Consider the following 19,883-nt stretch of genomic DNA (forward strand, 5'->3'; position numbering starts at 1 on the left):
CTAGTTCTGACACTGAAATACTCATAAGCTAATGGGTATGTATCGAGTAAAAGTTAGAGTCAAAGAGCTTTGCGAAGAGCGGAACTGGAGCCTTAACGAACTAAGCAGACGTTCTGGTGTCACATACACTACCGTTCGCCGTTATGCAATGCAGCCAATGGCGAAGATAGAAATAGACCCAGTTAGCCGTATTAAGGAAACATTTGGCTGTTCTTGGGATGAGTTGTTGGAATTGCTTGGGGATGGTTCTTTTGAGGAGTGAGTGCGATCGCTTGTTCATTTTTATAGGAGGGGTGCGATCGCCCCCACCCTCATCAAATCAATCCACTTGGATGCGATCGCCCTCCGAGACATTACAGAGTGCGATCGCTTAATTGAACAAAAACAACCCCGGATCGACGTGAAAAAACCTCCCCAAAGCCTCAGCTTGTTTCTTGCTGATTTCTAGCCGATCGTTAATTACCTCAACTACCGCCTCACTCGAACCCATAATTTCTACTAAATCCTCTGCTTCTAGACTCCGAGCATCCATCAAATGCAGCAGCCTTGACTTTGGCGTTGATGTATGAATTTGATAGTGCCGCTCTTCAAAATCCTCAATCAGTTTTACCAGCAATTCTAATAGCGCATCTTCTTCTGGAGTCAGATTTGGACGTGAGAGTAATTCTTCAACAATTTCCAAAAATATCTCGTTTTCCTCTTCAGTTTTGATAATTCGAGGCTGATATTGAGAGAGCAAGCTACTGTAAATTTTTAGATCAAAAGTAATAGTCATTTTTCCAGGTTTCCTTGTCATACTCGGCGTGAGTGAAAACGTATTTTATATAAATAATTTGCTTCTCATAGTTAATACTCGCGATTAAGCGATATTTATTTCCTTTGATATTAAAAACTGTAAAATTTCCAACTGCTTCAGCTTTGAGATAAACAGCTTGAACTTCAACAAGATTAGTCCAGGCTGCTTTACTGGCAATTTTATACCAGTCATCGAGCGCTTCGCAGGAATCAGCGTGACTTTGGCAGTAGTCTCTTAATTTTTTCCGACTGATAACGTGCATTAGCTATCATTATGATATTTTCTAGATGTCTGAATCCCGTCATCATCTATTATATAGCGCGTCTAAATCATTTCAAGCAAATTTTTATTGGCACTTTGATGGACAAGCTTTTCTCATCCCGTGCAAGCTAACAGTTACTTTGACAAGCTTTGTATAAATGCTGTTTAAGTGAGAAAAGAACGGATAGTAGCGATCGTCAAATTCAAATCCAGCGGCTTGCTCAAATAAGCAGAAGCGCCTGCTTCCAAACATCGCTCACTGTCACCGGGCATAGCCATCGCCGTCACCGCAATCATCGGTACCGAATCCCAGACAGGATCTGCTTTAACTCGGCGCATCAACTCAAAGCCGTCAACATCCGGCAACTGAATGTCCATCAAAATCAAATCCGGCAGCAACTCCGGGGCTGCAGAGGCTGCGAGAATACGATCGGCCATCGCCTTCCCATCCGCGAGTATCTCTACCCCGTACCCCTCCAATTCCATCACCTCAGAAATTAACATTTGGTTAAAAAGCTGGTCTTCAACAACCAAAATTCGCTTGCTGGCAATTGGTAAAGCGATCGCAGAAGCAGGAACTAACTTGGTATCCAAAGCACAAGAAGCAAAGTTTCCCAACTGTTGACGCATCTCCGTCAACGGCAGCCAAACGCGGAAAAGACTTCCCCGATCGCAAACAGATTGAAAAGAAACAGTTCCCCCGTGCAATTCTGCCAAACGCTTAGTCAAAGCCAAACCCAAACCTGTACCTTCGTGCCTCCGAGTCAGGGAAGAATCCACCTGTTGAAAAGGTCGAAATAGCAAGTGCCAGCGGTCTTGAGGAATGCCGATGCCGGAGTCTTTTACCTCAAAACAAAAATAAGGAGTGCTGGCATTTACAGGAGAACAATCCGGTCGGTAGTCGCCGTCTATTTCGCTGCCGTAGGCCAGACGCCCGCTGAGTTTAACTTGTCCCTGTTCGGGGGTAAATTTGATGGCATTGGAAAGTAAATTAATCACAATTTGTCGCACTCGCCTTTCGTCGAGCCAAACTTTAGTAATACGGTTGTCGAGTTCTAAAGACAAACCGATCCGCTTTTTGTCTGCCCGTGGCTGCATCATTTTCATACAGTCTGTCGCCAGTTCTTGAACGCGAACAGGCTGTAAGTTGAGTTCTACTTTCCCGGCTTCAATTTTAGAAAGATCGAGAATATCGTTGATTAGCTGCAACAAGTGCTGACCGCTTTTTTCGATCAGTTCTACATAGTTGATTTGTCGATCGCTCAACTGTCCGGCCGTTTGCCGCAGCAGCAAGTCAGAAAAGCCGAGAATGCTGTTGAGAGGCGTCCGCAATTCGTGGGACATTGAGGCTAAAAACTCGGATTTCAACTGAGAAGAATACTCTAATTCTTCATTAACTTGGCGCAAGTTCTCTTGTGTCTGAGCCCGCTCGATCGCCGCCCCCAGAGTCCGGCAAGCAGCTTCGAGTACGTCTTGGTGGACGGCGGCTTGCAGTTTTTTGATGTTGCGGGACTCCAGCGTCAGCACTCCGATGATTGTGCCGTTGGTAGCTGCGATCGGAAAAATACCCAGTTGTCCGATTCCCGGATGCCGAAATTCCGGCACGGCATTGGGATGTTGGGCATAATCCTCGACAAACACAGGTTTACCAGTTTTCACCACTTCCCACAGTAAACCGATGCCGTAGGGAATGCCTTGGTCGAGCAATTCTTGCATTCCTGCGACTACTGGTTCCCCGTAAGTAGCCAAAAATTGACTAGAAACTTGGTTGCAAATCCCCGACGCTTGCCGATCGTTTCCCTTGCCGTTAATCACCTTGACATCTCCGAAAGCTGCATTCATTGCCTCTACTAAATAGGTGAGGGCAAACTGACCTATTTCTTGCAAACTGTCAGACTTTTGCAGGCGTTCAGTTAAACCTAAAAGAAAGCTAAGCCGCCTGACTTCTGCGTTCAAGCTAGCTTGGGAGTTTCGGTATACCGTAACGTCTCGAAAGGTAAATAGCCGTCCGCCGCTGTTGGTAATCGTGGCGCACACCTCCAAACAAACCGCATTGGATTGCTCGAAATAAAATGATAAACTTTCATCCTGAGATTTTTCGAGTGCTTGCTGAAACTCTTGCCACTGCTGAAGGGACAAGTAACCCCGATCGACAATTTCCGCAAACAGCAAGTGGCACTTCGGCTTTGTTTCCAGCCATTCTGGGGACAGTTCCCAGATTCCCGCCAATTTTTTGTTAAACAAAACTAAGCAATCAGACGAGTCGAACAGAGCGATCGCATTGTCTACTTGATTGAGAATCAGTTCTTGGTCTGCCCTCAACTGGTGCAAGTCTCTCTCCATTTTCTCTGTGTGTGTAGCTCTTAGTTTCGTTGTCATAACTTTCTAGGGATATGGCAAGAGTTATTGTATAACCCCTTACTTAATCTGACATAACTTTACGTTTTTTGGCAGTGAGGGCGATCGATCTGCCTTGTGATCTGAGACACTTGCTAGTTTACGAGGGCGATCGGATCCCGCTTTGAACTGCGTCGCCTACATTGCTTAATCATGAGGCAATAAGGAGGGAAAGCATAATGACAGAAGCAGAATCTTTTAATAACAATACTGTCGAAATTGAGGGCATCTGACTTGAAACTATTGTGTCCAACCCTGTGCTAAATTGACCCATAATAATAAAAACTAATTCCACTGATAAGAAATCAGCATCTAGCAATCCTCGCATCATTTGTGAATTTCTTACGGACTCCCAGCGCGTTCGGGGAGGGTTGGCGTGGGGTAAAAAAAATACGACTTTTGCAAGAATTGCTATATGTCAAAATGCAATCATGACTTTACCCTTAAATTTTATTAGCAATAACTTGATGATTTGGATTAACTGGTAAAGCAAGTGTTGGATTCAAAAACCTAGGCATAAGGCTCGCTCTAAGCACCCGGAGAAAGTGATATCAGTTTCAAAAAAGCAACTTTAGGCTCGCGATCCCAACCCATACACAATCAGTTATTCCCCATAATTTAATCTAAAATTGTGCGACTGAGCGCTCACGCCGAAGTCGAAAATCTACGAGGGTATGAGTTATGACGATCGCACTTATGAGTAAGGTGTGCAGTGCACACCCTACAAATGCGAGTTAAGCTAATCCGCATTTAAATTGCAGAGTCAAATAAATCTTTACTCTTGTGGGGAGTAGGGGTTGGGCAGGAGATCCCACACTTAACATACAATTTAAATGCTGTACAGGTTAAAGCGTAAGTATGCTTAATATTTCTTAGGATTTTTCGGAAAAGGAATGCCCAAACTTTCGTGAAAAACAACCTGAGTTTTATAAGTCAAGCGCCGGTTAACTTGTTTGATGATTTTTTCCAAAAGCGCATCGCCGGTTTTTTCTATTAAAGGTTGAGACATCGATCGAATAAACTTGGGAAAGCAAACTCCCACAGCCAAATCCAGCTTCCAGCTAGTAATGGTAATCACAGGCGGCAGCTTAGCACGTTCCGAGCTCGGCCAATCGGCGGCAAACTCCTGAGACGGTATCTCCCCTAGCTTCATTGCCGATCGAAAATCCACTTCATACCCAGGCGAGGTATAATTCGGAACCGGAATAGTCTTAATCAAATAGCAGCCTTCAGCATCCGGCGGCAGCAACTCTAAACCAATTCTCGCTTCAACACGGTAGCCGAAAGCCCCAAAACGCCCGATTAATAAATCATAGCCGTTTTCGCCGATCGGCTGGGCCTTCATCGGCGAAGCGCACTGGCAAAACCAACTCTTGTGGTTGTTCAAATGCTTCGCCACCGTCTCCGCATCGGCGTACATCTCCATGCTGTCTTCAAAATGCGTGTGAAACCAAATCGGCTCAACTTCCTCTGGTGCATCCGCGCTTCCACTTTCGGGCTGTCGGAAACTCGCATCTGGGTAGTAATTTTCGTCAGAAGCTTCAAAAGTTTGATATTCAGCGGAATCTTGCTTCATTCTATACTCTCCTGTAATACGCACCGGTCGGGTTGGGGATGTGTTAAGGGAGTTTCCTCCCTACAATTGAGAAATTGATAGCAACAAAACTTACCCTAGTTCAGCATAACTCGACATATGAAAGCATTTGTAGCAGGAGCCACAGGTCAGACTGGCCGCCGCATCGTCGCAGAATTGGTCAAGCGAGGTATTCCCGTGCGCGCCTTAGTCCGAAATCTAGACACAGCGAGGCAAATTTTACCACCGGAGGCTGAGTTAGTGACTGGGGATGTATTAAATGCAACTTCCCTAGGCGATGCCATCGGCGATAGTACGGTATTGCTGTGTGCGACAGGGGCGGCCCCTGGTTTTGACCCGACAGCGCCTTACAAGGTGGATTTTGAAGGTACTAAAAATTTGGTGGATGCAGCTAAGGCTAAGGGAATTGAGCATTTTGTGCTGGTGACTTCTCTGTGCGTCTCTCAGTTTTTTCACCCGCTGAATTTGTTCTGGCTGATTTTGGTTTGGAAAAAACAAGCCGAGGAGTATTTGCAAAAAAGCGGCCTAACTTATACGATCGTCCGTCCGGGCGGCCTCAAAAATGAGGATAATTCAGATGCGATCGTCATGACTGGTGCGGACAAAATGTTTGAGAGCAGCATTCCCCGCACCAAGGTAGCCCAAGTGTGCGTGGAGGCGCTGTTTCAGCCGACTTCTCGCAACAAGGTTGTGGAAATTGTGGCGAAGTCGGAGGCTCCGCAAAAGAGTTTTGAGGAGTTGTTTGCCAGTGTGATTTGATTGAATTAGGACGCACGGGTGCCCAGAAACCGGGTTTTTCACGAAAATACCCGTTGCAGCCAGCACAAAGGTAAAAAACCCGGTTTCTTTAGGCCCAGGTAGCGAACAAAGAAACCGGGTTTTTTTACCGAGATTGAGGGTTTTAGGCAAGTTTTTGGTTAAAAAACCCGGTTTCTGGGCATCAGCGCGCAAGTCCCATCAGTACAAACCGCAGGGGAATTGCCAGTTTTCCGATCGCCAAATCTGGCAAAATCTTAATAGTTTTACCATTCGCCCTTAAACTTTCGTTCTCCCAGCATGAAAACTCTCAAGTGGCCAGCTTGGTTCCCCTATCCGATTTCGTGGTTAAGGGCATTTGCTCTCGCTCAGAGTTTTAGTTTTGTCCTTCGCAGGGGCATTCCTTTTGTCAGCGACAATATCGGCTTTCTGAGTCTACTGCTGGCGGCTTGGCTGATTCAGTTGCCTGTGTTCTTTGTTTGTCACTTTTTAGCAGTCAAAATCTTAAATCCCTTACTAATTATGCTGCCGGGGCGCTTTCGCGTTGCGCGCAAGTTCAAGCGTCGGCATACGGGTATTCGATCGCACTTGCGAGAAGGCTTGAATGCTGTTGTAGTGATTTTTTTTGCCTTTAATCTGTCGCTGTTGGTGCAACTTGCGATTTTTTATTGGCCCGCGCGATCGATCGATCCGGCTCAATTACTAACAGGAATATCTACTCTGACAAATGTTGCCATAGCCGGTGAATTAGATTTCTGGATGATTAAATTGGCGGGGGTTTTATCGAGTCTAACGCTGGTAGCCGCGCCGCTATATCAATACGATTTTCGGGTGCGCCGGATGCGGGCGGCTCGAAAATTGGCGGAAATTTCGGAAATGGAAATGAGTTGGCTAGAAGCTGAGAAATTGAGCCGTCGCAAAAGAGGTTTGCTGAGGCGAGCAGAGATTCAAATCCTCGGATTTATACTTTTAATCGGCGCTGTGATTGGCGGCGGTGTTTTTTTGGTTGACAGTTTGCGGGGAAATCAGCAGTTGTCGCAGTCGGTAAGCGGGCGGGGAAAATTCCCGCCGCTGGCTATTAAAACGGGCGATCCTTATATTCGGGCGCTGATGCGTACTATTTCTGCTAGCGAGTCGAATGTTGCTCGCCCTTATCACGTTGTTTACGGTGGCAAATACATATTAGATTTGAGCCGCCATCCTGACTGGTGCGTGAAGATTGTTAATGGCCCGAATCGAGGCAGGTGTACTACCGCTGCGGGCAGGTATCAATTTCTGACTACGACTTGGAAGGAGAAGGCTAAGCGCTATCAGGCGCGTCGTGCTAATTTTTTATTCTGGGAAGATTACAGTTTTGAACCAGAAGATCAGGATGCTGTGGTTTATGCTTGGTTGAGCGATCGCAAGTTTTGGAAAGCTGATATTTCTGAGATGTTGCGACAGGAAAGATTAACTGACGTGTTGCGGATGCTTTCGGGAACTTGGACGAGTTTGGGATATGGAATTGAAACCAATTCTATGAGTTCTCGTTTGCCGAAAGTCTACCGGGAAATGCTGCGGGAAGAATTGGAAAATGCTGGTTCTTAGGTTAAATTAACACAAAGAAGGGTAGGGACACGGCAGTCTCCATTGGTGTCAACTTAACGTTAAACAGTCCGACTGTCCGACAGTCCGACAGGGAATGAATTCCCTGCCTCAAAGCTAAAGTCCTCGCTATGAGGACTGAGAATAAAATTTTTTAAACTCATTAGTCCTCATAGCGAGGACTTTAGGTATTAGACAGGGGTTTCAACCCCTGGCGGACTGACGGGTAGGCGGGAATATTGATGGACTAAAAGCTTAAGTTGACACCTATGGGCCAAGCCGTGTCCTAGAGATATCCGGTGCAATCCACCATATTTGATATAATTACTTCAATTTTGGTAAAAATGCTGTCAAACATTTGTACAATTCTAATCCCGGCCCTGCTTGCAGGGGATAAAGCCTGTCGAAATTAATGGGGTTTCCCGGTGCTAATTTCCACTCGGTTTTCTGTGCTGTTTTTGGGGAAATTTCGATCGCTACCGTGATGTTAATAATGTTGTTGTGCTGGGGGATGCCCCGGAAGCAGTAACTTTTGCCCGTGCGTTTGTCGGAATCGCTGCCGGTGATGTATCTGTCTTGTTTGCGAAATTGAATTTCTCGAAAAGGTCGATCGAGCGCAAAGGAGTCTCGGTAGCGGTAGTCTCCGTCGCCCAAGCTTTCGACAGTCGGCTTGATTTGACTTATCACTGTTGCTGCACTAAGAGTTAGCATCATCGATCCGCATTCCTCCTGTGAAATCGGTGATTTTGGTTGCTGGTGTCTGAGTCGTCGTGGGCGGCTGAAACAAACCCGCCGTGTAACAAATTAATAAAAGCCCTTAAGCAGTTTAAGTTGATCCCTATCTATCGTGAATAATTATTTCATGCTTTCATCTCTGTTACCTATCTGAGTAATAATAGAAACATACAGCAAGCCGTGAGAAAATTTACGGGCGCATATTTAGGGATTAATTGACGATACTGCGAGGATACTGCTATGTTTGGCGTGACGCGAGAAACACAAAATTTAGGGCGGGTTGAAACCGGAAATTCCCAACGGCGAGGCTCTTTCACCTCTGCGTCTAAAAGTACCCGTATTCGGCTATCTCGAGTTTACAAAGATGAGGCTCTGGTGTCGGCTGCGCTAGCGGGACTGCCAGCTCTTTTGGCATCCCTGGAAAGCTTTCGCGAGGAGTAGAACCTGGCATTTTCTATTGCTATATATGGCGCGTGGATGCTTGTGATAGCGGCGGCCAACCGAGCAGGGGCTGTTTTGATTGCACCTAAAATCCTCCTCGATTTGAGTAGAGTTTTGCTGTGCTGAACTATTGCAAGACTCAGAAACCTGGTTGTTTATACAAAAACATTTTTACAGCCCTTTGTTATGGTATGAAAAATGGTATAAAAACCAGGTTTATTGGTATGTGTCCGTAAGTCTTGTGTTTACAAAATTTATTTGTCAGTGTCATCGGGTGCGATCGATGCCTCTACCTCTTGGGAGGAACGGCTTAACATAGAGTCGTGCAGGTGTTCGCTGTGCTGCCTTTCTTGAGCCATTAATTCTCTGGCTTTTTCTTCAGCAATTCCCTCCCCATGTGTTTCTAGCTCGTGGGAGGAACGATTGAGCATAGCTTCGTGCAAGTGTTCGCTATGCTGCCTTTCTCGTGCAATTAGTTGTCTAGCTTTTTCTTCAGCGTTCATGAGTAGTATCTCCAATTGTTTGTTTGAAGTGATTCTTATATTAAGATGCCACAATTCGAGGGTAAATGTAGCAAGATTAACATAAAATTTTACAAATAATTGTATAAAAAAAATTGAGTTGGCTGGCGGTGGGTATCGGGATCGGTGGTTGCTGAGCTAATTATTGCCAGACGCCGGAAAAGATATTCTTGACGGCGATCGCAATTCGATTTAAGTCTTCCTTCAGCAGCGGTGGCCAAGAAACTCCTCTGCGGAGTCCAGCTTCAAATTGCTGCAAACCTTCTACTGACAGTAAATGCAGTGCCGATATCAATTGTCGATCGAGCATTGGAGATTCTTGCAGACTCTCAAACAATATTTTTAAAGCTAATAAAATCGATGTCACCTGTCCGGGTACGGGCGGTTGACCTTGTTTGAGACGCATCAGGAAGGCGTCGGGATTTTTCTTGGTTTCCAGGGCGGTTCCTTGGTCGATCAGAAAACTGCGGGCGGTTTTGTAATCCATTTGACGTGCGATCGATCGGAGTGCAATTAATTAGCAGGCATTATATCACTTTTTGGCTCGCTCAATTTGGTAATATATTTCCATACAGGCTACACTACAGCTACTGGTGAGGTGCGCCCATAAGCACGCTACAGCTACTGATTAGACACGTAGCATTCATCCCACAGTCGCCTGGAGCAAAGTGAAACGGACAGGGAAAAATAAAACAATGGCAAAACACCAAAGAAATAGCAGAAAATCCAAGATTTATCGCTACTTGTGGCTGCTTTTTTTGTGTCTGAGCTTTCTGTTAGTTCCGCTCATCAAAAAAATAGTTGCCTCTACGCCATTTCCCCCACCCGCTCCTATTGAAAATAATGCTAGTTTTGGAGCAAGGATTCAAAGGACGATGGGGCTACTTGCTGCTAGCACTCCAACAGACCGCCGCCAAGTGCGTATTCTATTCTACGGTCAATCCATCACAGAACAAGATTGGTGGAAAGATGTAGTGAAGGATTTAAGACAGCGATTTCCCAATGCAGATTTGATTGTGGAAAATCGGGCGATCGGAGGATTTGCCGCCCCGATTTTAATCCGTCCCAGCGAACACGATTTGTATCCTTTTTATCCAGACTTGCTAATTTTTCACGTCTACGGAGGCGGTGAAGATTACGAAGCCATAATTGCCAATGTCCGCAGCCGCACTGCTAGCGAAATACTCTTGCATTCAGACCATCTTGACTGGATGCCTACAGGCAACAGCGACGATCCAAATTCAGTCAAAAGATACGAATGGCACAACACTCATTCTACTAAATGGCTGCCGGAGTTGGCCGATAAATACGGCTGCGAAATAGCCGAAATTCGTGAACCTTGGCGCAGGTATTTGAAAGACAATCGCTTGCAGCCACAACAGCTATTGAGCGACAGCATTCACCTCAACGATTGGGGAAACTTTCTCCTAGCGGCCCTGATAAAACCGCATCTGCGATACAAGCCAAATTCTCCTCAACCGCCGCAGGATTTAGTGAAAACCTATACAGTTGGCACCGATGTTAAATGGCAAGATGGCAAGTTGGTTTTAGAATTTGAAGGAAATAGAATAGATGCGATCGCCGATAAAACCTTCAACGGCAAAGCAATTTCTGCTAGAATTGCGATCGACGGCAAAAAACCCTCAGAATTTCCTGAACTTTACAGCATCACCAGACCTAGCGTTACTCTTGGCGTCGGTTTGCCAGCAATCATCCAAATATCCAGTCAAAAACCGCTAATCGTCGAAGATTGGAAAGCCGTGATTACTGAGATTAACAGCGACGCCAGCAAGTTTAAATTTGACGTTGTAGGTTCTAAAACAGGTTACGACGGCAGCGGTACAAACGACGAAATGTTTGTCTCAAACTCTGGCCGCGTCGTGATTGAACCGAGAAACTGGTGGCTGAAAAATTCTTATGAAGAGTCTAAAAAACCGACGCCTAAAGGCTTTGAAATTTCCTGGCAAGTGCGACCAATGTTTGTTGATTCATACGTTCCTCCACAAATTACAGATTCAAGCCGCGAGTATTCTACAACATTGGCTCAGAATTTGAGCAACTCCAAACACACCCTCGAAATCGTCCCCGAAACAGATGGGAAAGTTCCAATCCAGGCAATTCGAGTGTATCGCCCTCCTTTCTCCTTCTCCAATCTACCATCTGAAGTTGAGAGTTTTAAACCGCAGATATCAGCGGATGAACACGGATGAACGCTGATGCAATTTTATCGGCGTTTATTTGCGTTCATCTGCGGTTTAAAAAATCTTCATGTTATTTTATAGAAATCCTGGTGGCATTCGGGTTGATGATTGTTCAAACCCTTAATATTTAAGCGTCTTGACTCCTGAATCCTGCTATAATCGCCAAGATTATCAACCTTTGAGCATCCTCAACTCGTGAAATATCAACAACGATAAAAAGAAATCTGCTACAAAAATCAACACCCAAGAAGTTACCACCGCCGCCGTTGCAGCTTGGCCTACTCCTTTCCCTCCGCCCACCGTCGTCAATCCCCAACCGCAACCGACAAGGGCAATTATCAACCCAAAAATAAAACTTTTAATCACCACAGTTACTAAATCCCCAGGCCCCAAAAAAGTCCGCACCGATTCCAAAAATACCGACGGTTCCAAATTATAAAAATGAACCGCTACAAATAGCCCGCCCAAAATTCCCACCGCTACCGCAAAAATTGTTAAAATCGGCAGCATGATGCAGCAAGCTATCACCCTCGGCACTACTAAATAATCAACCGGATTTGTTCTTAACATATACAGGGCGTCTATTTGTTCCGTCACCTGCATTTCTCCTATCTCCGCCGCAAAGGCCGAACCTACTTGTCCCGCCACCACGCCCGCCGTTAAAAGTGGTGCTAATTCGCCACAAAATGCCACAGCAAACGCACCTCCCATCGCCCCAACCGCCCCAAAGCGAACCAATTCTCTGGCGGATTGAAATGTAAAAATCATGCCGCCAAAAAAGGCTATTAGCAGCACGGATCGGAAAGAATCCAGGCCTACTGTTACTAAATGTTCCATGATTTTGCGACGGTCAATTTTGCCTTGGAGTATGCGTAGCAGCACTTGGCCCCCCAGGAACAACGTCAAAAAAAACCGCTGAAACCACCTGTTATTGAAGGTTTCATCTAAATGTCGATCGCGCTTTTCTTGGTATTTCTTAACCACTGACGGAGGGCTCGCGATTAATTGCAAACAGGGCGAAGCACTGCTAAATAGAGATTTTCGGCAATCCTACAGCAATTATTGCACGATTTGTCAACATATATTTTTTGTCTCTGGGCCCTGCGGTTGGTGGGTTAGGCGCGGTTTAAGATTTATTTATTGGTGACTTAACTTAATCGCCGCGCCCAACCCACCCTACAATATGACTAAAATCTAAAATCCTAGGACTACGGGAGCAAGTAACAAGTCGATAAACTTATCTAACTGTTCATTATTCTTTTCGGCTTGATCCTTGCCAATTCTCAGCAGTGCCGATATCTTCTCTTCCGAGGCATCATCAATCGGCAGCGGTTGTTCGTGGCTCAAATCGGGAGTAATTCTCAAATATTGATTCGGTCTTTCAACCGCATCATAAATTTGAATTAGTTGATAATTTACAGTTTCAGCAACTCCCGTCATCATGATATTAATCAAAGGCTCTACCCACTCAATTTGACCCCAATTTTTTACTTTTTCGTAGGGGTATTTTTTCTGAGCTTCTCCGGTTCCCAAGGATAAAATTACCATATCTTTTGCTTTCGGGCCTCGGTAGGAGTCATTGTCAGGAATTCTGAATTTATTTCTAACTTCTGCATAAGCACAAAGTGCGGGATTGTTGGCGAATACTCCCCCGTCAATTAAAGCGTAGCATTCATTGCTAAAAGAATAGATTTTAGAAGCCTCAAAATAAGAGGGAGCTGCCGATGTGGCTCTGGCGATATCTCTAATAAAATAGTCTTCGGCTGGATATTCTTTAGCATCTATTTGATCGAAAAAGTGAGCTTTTCTCCTTTCGATGTCGTAACTGGAAATTAAACAAGGTTTTAGCAGTTCGCTGAGTTTGCAATCTCTAAAATTTTCCCAAAATAATTTTTCTAAGGGCTCGCTGGGATATTTCTCATCTCTCACACCATTTAGAGATCTGACTTTTTGCCACAATGAAGTCTGAAAAACGTCGCGGCCACTCTCAATCGAAAAATTAACAGCGTCTTGGGCTGCCCACCGAGGTCTGGTGGGATTTTCGGCATCGGGACACAAATAGATGCAAGTTAAAATTCCTCCTGCACTCGTGCCGGCGATTAAATCAAAATAGTCAGCTATTCTCGCATCAGGGTTGCCACTTTTTTGTTGCAGCTTTGACTCAACGCTAACTAAAATTTGCGCTGGAATAATTCCTCTAATTCCGCCTCCATCTATGGATAAAATTCTGGTATATTTCGCCATAATTGTTGCCTATTCTGAATATTTTCTCGTTTGCTAATCTCAAATCCCCAAGCCTCCGAATCCATGCACCGCTTAATCTAAAATCTAAAATTTCAAATCTAAATTTAATTGGCGGGCTGCGATCGTATAGCGAAAAATGTATTCTACAATTTCTACGTAATTGTAGGCGGCGGCTGGCGACTCTGCCCAGACTGTAATGCCGTGATCGCGAATTAACAAAGCGGGTACAGAGGGCGCAGAAATGGCAAAAAATTCGCAAATTTCCTTGGCTATCTTAGGGACTTCTAAATAATTTGTAAAGAGGGGTATCGACACTTGCGGGTTTTCCTCCCACATTCCCAAACCTTTCAGCATTTCGATCGCCGGTAAAGGCACTGCATCTCCTGCGGTTAGCCGAGAAACTAAATTTGCCTCGATGGAGTGGACGTGATAGCAAGCTTTCGCGTCTGGAAAACAATTGTAAACGGCTAAATGAATGCTGGTTTCGGCGGAAGGGCGGCTGTCAGCAACAGGTTGCTCGACAATTGCGCCGTCTAAGTTCATTCTGATAAAATCTTGTTCAGTTAACTGCCCTTTCGCGCGGCCACTAGCAGTAATCCAGAAAGTGCCATCTGGTAAGCGGGCTGAAAGATTCCCAGCAGTCCCAACCATCCAACCGCGATCGTAAAAATGTTTGGCTGCTGCAATTAAATCCGATCTCAAATCACCACTCATTCTTGACAAATCCTCAGTTTTTAATCTACTTTTTACGTTAATAGGAATTGCGCTGGTTTATCTAAACGTAGTGCACTGCGTACCTTATATCAAATCCGGTAGCATCGGACTTATATGCACGGGGGCGGGTTTATTATATTGTCTATTATGGGCAATTATTGTTTGTGAACCCGCCCCTACAAAATTTAACATCATACAATACCGATGCAAACGGAATTTATATTACCTGAGAAAGGCGATAGTTTCAATTCCATTTTTGGGACAAATTTTCCAACACATCAAAAAAATTATCCCATTTAGTATAAGGCTTTTGCTGTTCGTCTAGATACTGGGCAAGCCGATCGCGCGCAAACACCGACGAAGCCTGCAAAGCCATATTAAAATCCGTTAGCGAATCTCCGATCGCCACCTGTTCCTCGGCCGGGTGCTGGCCCATCACCCGCACCTTAGACACCAATTCCTCATCTCCTTCAAACTCAGAATTGACTTGCAAGCGAGGGCCACTAGCGTCCACATCCACAGCGTAAATAACCCTCGCCCGGTGTACCAAATCGCCCATTACCGTCTCTACCATAATCCGAAGACCGCCGGAAACGATCGCAAAATCTACCTTTTTTTTGTCCAAAAAATCCAGCAATTCCACCAATCCCGGCCGCATCAGCTTTCCCCTAGAAAATTCCACAATTTCCCCGTAACGTTCCGAGGGAATAGACTCTAGTAACTGCCGCACTCCCGATCGCAAACTCAGCCTTCTAGCGTATATTTCTGGCATCAGTTGAGACGACAGTTCCGGTGCGAAATGCTTGAGCATTGCCACAAAAGTTTCTTCAACAGTTATCGTGCCGTCAAAGTCGCAGAATACCACCCGTTGCTGATTGTTCGGGATTGAAGATTTTGGCTTGTCATCGGTCATTGTCAGTCGCACCTTTCGAGAACAGGAAAAGTTTACACAATTTATCCTACACTGTCGAGCCATCGAGCGCGACTGCCCAAAACTAATAGTGACGTGCTGTTTGTTGGCAATTTCCCGCAGGATTTTATGCAGATTCTTCGAGAGAATCTTCATCATCCAGGGAATCTTCATCATCCAGGGAATCTTCATCATCCAGGGAATCATCCAAGGAATCTTCTACCTCCTGCTTTTGGTTTTTTGTCTTTTGGGGGTTAGACTTAGCAGGCAAACAGATTAAATTATCATCCTCAGTATTAATCAAACCTTTCGATCGCAACTTACCCATCAAGCGCGTCACCGTCACCCGCGTTGAGCCAATTGCGCTGCCAATTTGAGCGTGAGTCAATGTCCAAGGCAGTCGGTAGCCCCGAACCACATCCGGTTCGCCGTCACCTATGTAAGGTTCGCCGAACTCTTCGATCAACAAAGTGAGAAATCCCAGCAGTCGGTCGATCGTCCGGCGCTGTCCCAAAGTGCTCAGCCAGAGAAGTTTCCGCTGGTGTTGGTAGCGAAACGCATCCAAAATTTCCCTACGAAAGTGAGGCCAATTATCCAAGTCGTGCCAATACATCCACACTACGTGAGTTTGATCGGCGTGGGCGTAAGCTTGGAGAGTAAACGGAGACTGAGCAACCAGTTCAAAGGGCTGACCGGCGCCAACGAAGCCCAAAAAAGCTTCTTCTGTAGTTTTGTCAGCGGATTTCGACTTCCCCGCAGCAGCGCTAACTTGAGCACTGCCTACGAGCCGCACAGAACCTTTCTGGACTAAATACAGCAGTCCGGGTCTTGCGGGAATCCGCTCGTCTTTGCTAAAAGTCCGGCAGCGGTAGTGTTCCTGGGCCCAGTCGATAATTCGCTGCCAAGCGATAAACGGTCGATCGATAGTCTCTACAGATGTGGAAGTTGATTGCATAAGTGAGGCTCTGGGATATATTTAAGAGTGAGAAAAACAGCTTCTGCCAGCAGTGCGATACCAAGTGAGACAACCAACCCCCGATCGAGCTTGCACGCTTCTTAACTGTGCTGACTTTTCTTAGTTTTACCGAAATATTTAATGTAGCAAAAAATACATCAAAATGGTATAGTTCAGCAAAAAATTTGTCGTAAATTATTGTATATTTAGCAAAAAAATCGCTATAAAGCCGATTAATTCGATGTAGCCTCGTCCGGGGGAGCCGATCGACTATCTCTGAGATCAGCAGTTTAACGTACAAGAAAAGTGCAAGCGGTAACAGTCGATCGTTGCTCTTACGGTAGGATGAGCCGATATGGATACAGCAAATATGGAGCAGTGCCCGGAAGTTACAGTGAAGTGTTTCTTGCTTTCCAGGTTCCAAAGGGCGATCGGCCAGCAAGAGGCACTAGGGAAAATTCCATTAAATCTCATAGGTGGCACCATTCTCAAGAACGGGCAAGATGCCCATTCCACAAGAGATGAATTTGTTCTCAAGAACAGGCAAGATGCCTGTTCCACAACAAGTGAATTTGGTTGTGGGGTGGGCATCCTGCCCGCCCAAGATGCCTGTTCCACAAAGAGTGAATTTGATTGTGGGGTGGGCATCCTGCCCGCCCATAAAAAGCTTATTGAGAATGGTGCAATAATTCCGTTAAATCGGAGTAAAGATAGCGCGCGGGTGCTGTACCTGTCTGCGATCGCCCTGAAATTGGCTAAAAGTTGGCAGCAGACACCGCAGACAATCGCCGCCGAGTTGGCCGAAACTCTCCAACCGCTGTGCTACCCAGATTTCGCCGTTAAAGTCGCACGGGCTGGAATTATTGAGTTGGAGTTGACTGATGCAGGTTTAGCCGTCTGGTTGCAGCGTTTAGCTCAAACGAACCTCCCACTTCCAGAATCTCGAATATTATCTCCTGTTGTGTGTGCCGATCGACTGTTTCCGATTCAGTACAGCCACGCGCGCTGCTGTTCCCTGCTGCGAATGGCCCACCGCGATCGGATAATTGCGATCGCCCAGCCAGATGTCGCTACAGCGCCGGAAATTTGGTCGCTGGAGAGTCCAAATCCTATCCCTTGGATCGACGAGGGCGATCGACTGCGGTTAGTGCATCCAGCAGAACGCCGTTTAATATCCCAACTGTTAACAGTGCTAGACAATTTATATCCTAATTTTGAGGTAAAAAAACGCGAACAACCTGTCAATTATTTCAAATTAGCCAATAGTTTGAGCGAAGCATTTCAGATTTTTTACAGCCAGTGCCGAATTTGGGGAGAAGTTAAAATAGAACAGCCACAACTCGCCCAAGCTCGATTAGGTTTAATATTAGCAACTCAATCTTTGCTGCGATTTATCCTAGAAAATTTGTTGAACGCTATTGCTCCTTTAGAACTTTGAATTAGTCCGTATAAAAAAGTAACAAGTAGCATAAAAAAAAGTATTTTACTGTATTTTGGCGCTGGTTTCGGACAAGTTTAATTTTTGAAATCGCAGCGATAAATGAGTTATTTTTGCCCGCTTAAACGAATTTCCAAAAAAGTGCGATAACCCGTTATATTATGTCCGGTCGATTCCCTCCGCTTCGCTTCGCCCAAAATCATGTAGGGGCGGGTTCACCAACAATATCTGCCAATAATTGACAATCTCAAAAACCCGCCCCGGCCGGGATATTATGGTCAATCGATCGGACATGATATTACTCTTTGACAGAGAAATAGCAGCAGCGCTATGCAGTTTAAACCAGTGTGAATTTTCCGCCAGCGGTGCGATCGCTCCTGATTAATTTCCGCTGCAATTCCCCACGAAAAAGCCATCAAAAGCGTCCCATCGAGTCCGTAATAAAAATGAGAAACCAGCCATACATTATCCCTGTGAAAAATCCCGTCTTGAAATCCCAAGAAAAAGCCTGCATCTAGTTTAAGGCGTTGCAGGCGAGATTTGCTTTTTTCCTGGTTTTGCGATCGGCAGTGTTACTGTAAATGTACTGCCCACACATTCTTCACTGCTCAACGTAATTTCGCCACCGTGCAAGTCCACGCATTTTTTAACAATGCTCAGCCCCAGTCCAGTACCGGGAATTCGACCGACATTTTTAGCCCGGTAAAATGAATCAAAAAGCCGTCCTTGGTCTGCTAAAGGTATGCCAATTCCTGCATCCTGTACCGAAAAAATAGCCTCGGTTTCAGTAACTTTTAATTCAAAAATTACTTCGGTATTGGGGGCAGAATACTTAATAGCATTGGACAGCAAATTGCCCAGAATTCGCCGGAGCAAGCTTACCTCCAAACACGCCATAGCCGATTGATGGTGATTCACAAAAATCAGCGTCACCCGATCATTTTCAGGTTTCAGCTTCAGGCTGCTCTGAAATTCGCCTACCAACTCATTACAAAACTTTGCTAAGTCTAGCGGTAGCAAGCAAAACCCGGCTTGTCCTGACTCAACACGCCCCAGCAGCAGAACATCATCTAATAACAAATCTATACCTTTGGCGGCTGCTTGAGTTTTGTCTAGAAGTTCTTGTGTTTTCTCATCTGTTAATGTCAACTTGTACTTGCTAAGAAGTTGTGTAGTGCCGATGATGAAATTCAAAGGATTGCGAACGTCGTGGGCAATCATGTACAGCAAAGATGTTTTCATCTCATTGAGTTCTTGGGCTGTTTGCAGAGTGCGATCGAGTTGGTCGTGAGACAATTTGAGAGTTAAAGACAACTGGCGCGATCGCAGCAAAATCTCCACCCGCGCTTGCAATTCAATCTTCTCGATCGGAGCGATAATCAAATCATCAATACTTTGCCAAATAAATTGCGTTGCCATCCCTACATCCGAGCGGGATGTAATCAAAAGAAAAGGCAAGCATACCGGGTGTTCTGCCTGTTTTTGGGCTGCCACCCATTGCCAGTGGCGTTTCAGGGAAATACCGTCAATTATCCCCAGGTCAAAAGATTGATTAAATGGTAAAAAATCCTCACTATTATCTGTGGAGTTTGGCAGCAATACCTCATAGTAAACAGCTAGCCATTCTAATAACAGGCGGCGATTTTCTTTCTGTTCGACAAGCAATAAAATTTGACTCACGCAGATTCTCCTAGCAAGCTGTGCACAATGGATAGCAAATCTCTAACGATCAAAGGTTTTACCAACATATTCCGAGCCCCGTGGCAGAGGCTTTCGTGCCCAATAGCAGCGCTTTGTTTGGGCGAGAGTATCAGAAAAGGGATTTGGTGATTTCGCAGTTGTTCGCAGCAGTCCCAAATCCGGCGATCGAAACCAGAAATATCTACTAAAGCCATCCCGATCCTAGCAGGCTGACTGATAGCTTGTGCAACATCTTCAAAGTTATAAGCCGCGATCATCTGGTATCCTTCTTTGTTAAGAAATTGTGCTAATAGTTCCAAGTTTCGATGATTGCGATCTACGGCTAAAATTATTGATTTGCCAGTCATTTATCAGGTTCCTGTGAATACGGGTTATACCATTTTAGATTTTAGATTTTAGATTTTAGATTGGAGAGTGAGTGATTATATATGGGTTGGGATGTGGCATAAAGTTGGATTCTTTTTCTATCTGGAATTAGCTTACTTGTCGGCGAACTATTACATAGGTTTTCAGTTGAGTGAAGTACAGATGCTGGGGTACAGGACACTGCCGCGTACCCTGTACCCCTACTGTATTTCATAGAATTAAAAACTACACTACGATAAAAGTCGAAAAATACACAAATTTACCAATAT

21 protein-coding genes are annotated in these 19,883 nt (G+C 45.2%); 6 read left to right on the top strand and 15 right to left on the bottom strand.

The genetic code is table 11. The features are described from left to right. Nucleotides 1-37 precede the first annotated feature (37 nt). Both QT973_RS03785 and QT973_RS03790 read left to right on the top strand, forming a co-directional pair. Nucleotides 38-262, top strand: coding sequence for a helix-turn-helix transcriptional regulator (locus tag QT973_RS03785; RefSeq protein ID WP_333390715.1), 225 nt, complete (start codon nt 38-40; stop codon nt 260-262). Then, nucleotides 243-374: a hypothetical protein gene (locus tag QT973_RS03790; protein ID WP_333390717.1), complete on the top strand. Its 132-nt coding sequence runs from the start codon at nt 243-245 to the stop codon at nt 372-374. Before QT973_RS03785 ends, QT973_RS03790 begins: the two co-directional genes overlap by 20 nt. On the opposite strand, the gene QT973_RS03795 is transcribed toward QT973_RS03790, so the two are convergent. The 4 genes from QT973_RS03795 to QT973_RS03810 form a co-directional block, all read right to left on the bottom strand. Next, nucleotides 371-775 (bottom strand): transcriptional regulator, encoded by a 405-nt coding sequence (locus QT973_RS03795; RefSeq protein ID WP_333390651.1) that lies wholly within the window; start codon nt 773-775, stop codon nt 371-373. The genes QT973_RS03790 and QT973_RS03795 overlap by 4 nt on opposite strands. Continuing rightward, the gene (locus QT973_RS03800) at nt 759-1,058 is read right to left on the bottom strand and encodes a type II toxin-antitoxin system HigB family toxin (RefSeq protein WP_333053113.1); all 300 of its coding nucleotides are present in this window, start codon (nt 1,056-1,058) and stop codon (nt 759-761) included. Before QT973_RS03800 ends, QT973_RS03795 begins: the two co-directional genes overlap by 17 nt. Nucleotides 1,059-1,222: 164 nt before the next feature. Beyond that, nucleotides 1,223-3,436 carry an ATP-binding protein gene (locus tag QT973_RS03805; protein ID WP_333390654.1) on the bottom strand — a complete coding sequence of 738 codons (2,214 nt, stop codon included), beginning with the start codon at nt 3,434-3,436 and terminating at the stop codon, nt 1,223-1,225. A gap of 880 nt (nt 3,437-4,316) precedes the next feature. Continuing rightward, on the bottom strand, nt 4,317-5,030 hold the full coding sequence (locus QT973_RS03810; RefSeq protein ID WP_333053111.1) for a DUF1997 domain-containing protein: 714 nt from the start codon (nt 5,028-5,030) through the stop codon (nt 4,317-4,319). A gap of 117 nt (nt 5,031-5,147) precedes the next feature. Here QT973_RS03810 and QT973_RS03815 point away from each other — a divergent pair, with 117 nt between their 5' ends. Together QT973_RS03815 and QT973_RS03820 are read left to right on the top strand one after the other, a co-directional pair. Further along, on the top strand, nt 5,148-5,807 hold the full coding sequence (locus QT973_RS03815; protein WP_333053110.1) for an NAD(P)H-binding protein: 660 nt from the start codon (nt 5,148-5,150) through the stop codon (nt 5,805-5,807). A 297-nt stretch (nt 5,808-6,104) separates the two neighbouring features. After that, nucleotides 6,105-7,391, top strand: a complete 1,287-nt coding sequence (locus QT973_RS03820; RefSeq protein WP_333053109.1) for a glycoside hydrolase family protein — start codon at nt 6,105-6,107, stop codon at nt 7,389-7,391. Nucleotides 7,392-7,712: 321 nt separating this feature from the next. On the opposite strand, the gene QT973_RS03825 is transcribed toward QT973_RS03820, so the two are convergent. The 3 genes from QT973_RS03825 to QT973_RS03835 form a co-directional block, all read right to left on the bottom strand. Then, on the bottom strand, nt 7,713-8,102 hold the full coding sequence (locus QT973_RS03825; protein ID WP_333209675.1) for a hypothetical protein: 390 nt from the start codon (nt 8,100-8,102) through the stop codon (nt 7,713-7,715). Between the two features lie 716 nt (nt 8,103-8,818). Further along, nucleotides 8,819-9,067, bottom strand: coding sequence for a hypothetical protein (locus tag QT973_RS03830; protein WP_333053105.1), 249 nt, complete (start codon nt 9,065-9,067; stop codon nt 8,819-8,821). A 160-nt stretch (nt 9,068-9,227) separates the two neighbouring features. After that, nucleotides 9,228-9,572 (bottom strand): Dethiobiotin synthetase, encoded by a 345-nt coding sequence (locus QT973_RS03835; protein WP_333170930.1) that lies wholly within the window; start codon nt 9,570-9,572, stop codon nt 9,228-9,230. 208 nt (nt 9,573-9,780) lie between these two features. On the opposite strand from QT973_RS03835, the gene QT973_RS03840 reads away from it, so the two are divergent. Next, a complete protein-coding gene (locus QT973_RS03840) occupies nt 9,781-11,295 on the top strand; it encodes an SGNH/GDSL hydrolase family protein (protein ID WP_333053103.1) in 1,515 nt (504 codons plus the stop codon). A 162-nt stretch (nt 11,296-11,457) separates the two neighbouring features. Here QT973_RS03840 and QT973_RS03845 read toward each other — a convergent pair whose 3' ends face one another. From QT973_RS03845 to QT973_RS03865, 5 genes are all read right to left on the bottom strand, one after another. After that, nucleotides 11,458-12,270: an MlaE family lipid ABC transporter permease subunit gene (locus QT973_RS03845; protein WP_333053101.1), complete on the bottom strand. Its 813-nt coding sequence runs from the start codon at nt 12,268-12,270 to the stop codon at nt 11,458-11,460. A gap of 210 nt (nt 12,271-12,480) precedes the next feature. Beyond that, on the bottom strand, nt 12,481-13,530 hold the full coding sequence (locus QT973_RS03850) for a patatin-like phospholipase family protein (RefSeq protein ID WP_333053100.1): 1,050 nt from the start codon (nt 13,528-13,530) through the stop codon (nt 12,481-12,483). Between the two features lie 84 nt (nt 13,531-13,614). Then, nucleotides 13,615-14,244, bottom strand: coding sequence for a methylthioribulose 1-phosphate dehydratase (gene mtnB, locus QT973_RS03855; RefSeq protein ID WP_333209678.1), 630 nt, complete (start codon nt 14,242-14,244; stop codon nt 13,615-13,617). A 244-nt stretch (nt 14,245-14,488) separates the two neighbouring features. Continuing rightward, nucleotides 14,489-15,331 (bottom strand): HAD-IB family phosphatase, encoded by an 843-nt coding sequence (locus tag QT973_RS03860; RefSeq protein WP_333240624.1) that lies wholly within the window; start codon nt 15,329-15,331, stop codon nt 14,489-14,491. After that, nucleotides 15,282-16,109, bottom strand: coding sequence for a Crp/Fnr family transcriptional regulator (locus QT973_RS03865; RefSeq protein ID WP_333209682.1), 828 nt, complete (start codon nt 16,107-16,109; stop codon nt 15,282-15,284). The genes QT973_RS03860 and QT973_RS03865 overlap by 50 nt, the downstream gene beginning before the upstream one ends. A gap of 355 nt (nt 16,110-16,464) precedes the next feature. Here QT973_RS03865 and QT973_RS03870 point away from each other — a divergent pair, with 355 nt between their 5' ends. Further along, entirely contained in the window at nt 16,465-17,547 is a 1,083-nt protein-coding gene (locus tag QT973_RS03870; protein ID WP_333390658.1) for a DALR anticodon-binding domain-containing protein, read from the top strand. A 278-nt stretch (nt 17,548-17,825) separates the two neighbouring features. Here QT973_RS03870 and QT973_RS03875 read toward each other — a convergent pair whose 3' ends face one another. The 3 genes from QT973_RS03875 to QT973_RS03885 are packed head-to-tail and all read right to left on the bottom strand — an operon-like array spanning nt 17,826 to nt 19,595. Next, entirely contained in the window at nt 17,826-18,047 is a 222-nt protein-coding gene (locus tag QT973_RS03875) for a DUF4079 domain-containing protein (RefSeq protein ID WP_333053095.1), read from the bottom strand. 19 nt (nt 18,048-18,066) lie between these two features. Beyond that, nucleotides 18,067-19,227: an ATP-binding protein gene (locus tag QT973_RS03880; RefSeq protein WP_333053094.1), complete on the bottom strand. Its 1,161-nt coding sequence runs from the start codon at nt 19,225-19,227 to the stop codon at nt 18,067-18,069. Further along, nucleotides 19,224-19,595: a response regulator gene (locus tag QT973_RS03885; protein ID WP_333053092.1), complete on the bottom strand. Its 372-nt coding sequence runs from the start codon at nt 19,593-19,595 to the stop codon at nt 19,224-19,226. Before QT973_RS03885 ends, QT973_RS03880 begins: the two co-directional genes overlap by 4 nt. Between the last annotated feature and the right edge of the window lie 288 nt (nt 19,596-19,883).

The sequence above is a fragment of the Microcoleus sp. Z1_A1 genome (assembly GCF_036700305.1).
GTDB lineage: Bacteria > Cyanobacteriota > Cyanobacteriia > Cyanobacteriales > Microcoleaceae > Microcoleus.

Coding starts and splice junctions, on each gene's coding strand:
- QT973_RS03785 (WP_333390715.1), top strand. CDS start 38: ATGTATCGAGTAAAAGTTAGAGTCAAAGAGCTTTGCGAAGAGCGGAAC.
- QT973_RS03790 (WP_333390717.1), top strand. CDS start 243: ATGGTTCTTTTGAGGAGTGAGTGCGATCGCTTGTTCATTTTTATAGGA.
- QT973_RS03795 (WP_333390651.1), bottom strand. CDS start 775: ATGACTATTACTTTTGATCTAAAAATTTACAGTAGCTTGCTCTCTCAA.
- QT973_RS03800 (WP_333053113.1), bottom strand. CDS start 1,058: ATGCACGTTATCAGTCGGAAAAAATTAAGAGACTACTGCCAAAGTCAC.
- QT973_RS03805 (WP_333390654.1), bottom strand. CDS start 3,436: ATGACAACGAAACTAAGAGCTACACACACAGAGAAAATGGAGAGAGAC.
- QT973_RS03810 (WP_333053111.1), bottom strand. CDS start 5,030: ATGAAGCAAGATTCCGCTGAATATCAAACTTTTGAAGCTTCTGACGAA.
- QT973_RS03815 (WP_333053110.1), top strand. CDS start 5,148: ATGAAAGCATTTGTAGCAGGAGCCACAGGTCAGACTGGCCGCCGCATC.
- QT973_RS03820 (WP_333053109.1), top strand. CDS start 6,105: ATGAAAACTCTCAAGTGGCCAGCTTGGTTCCCCTATCCGATTTCGTGG.
- QT973_RS03825 (WP_333209675.1), bottom strand. CDS start 8,102: ATGATGCTAACTCTTAGTGCAGCAACAGTGATAAGTCAAATCAAGCCG.
- QT973_RS03830 (WP_333053105.1), bottom strand. CDS start 9,067: ATGAACGCTGAAGAAAAAGCTAGACAACTAATTGCACGAGAAAGGCAG.
- QT973_RS03835 (WP_333170930.1), bottom strand. CDS start 9,572: ATGGATTACAAAACCGCCCGCAGTTTTCTGATCGACCAAGGAACCGCC.
- QT973_RS03840 (WP_333053103.1), top strand. CDS start 9,781: ATGGCAAAACACCAAAGAAATAGCAGAAAATCCAAGATTTATCGCTAC.
- QT973_RS03850 (WP_333053100.1), bottom strand. CDS start 13,530: ATGGCGAAATATACCAGAATTTTATCCATAGATGGAGGCGGAATTAGA.
- mtnB (WP_333209678.1), bottom strand. CDS start 14,244: ATGAGTGGTGATTTGAGATCGGATTTAATTGCAGCAGCCAAACATTTT.
- QT973_RS03860 (WP_333240624.1), bottom strand. CDS start 15,331: ATGATGAAGATTCCCTGGATGATGAAGATTCTCTCGAAGAATCTGCAT.
- QT973_RS03865 (WP_333209682.1), bottom strand. CDS start 16,109: ATGCAATCAACTTCCACATCTGTAGAGACTATCGATCGACCGTTTATC.
- QT973_RS03870 (WP_333390658.1), top strand. CDS start 16,465: ATGGATACAGCAAATATGGAGCAGTGCCCGGAAGTTACAGTGAAGTGT.
- QT973_RS03885 (WP_333053092.1), bottom strand. CDS start 19,595: ATGACTGGCAAATCAATAATTTTAGCCGTAGATCGCAATCATCGAAAC.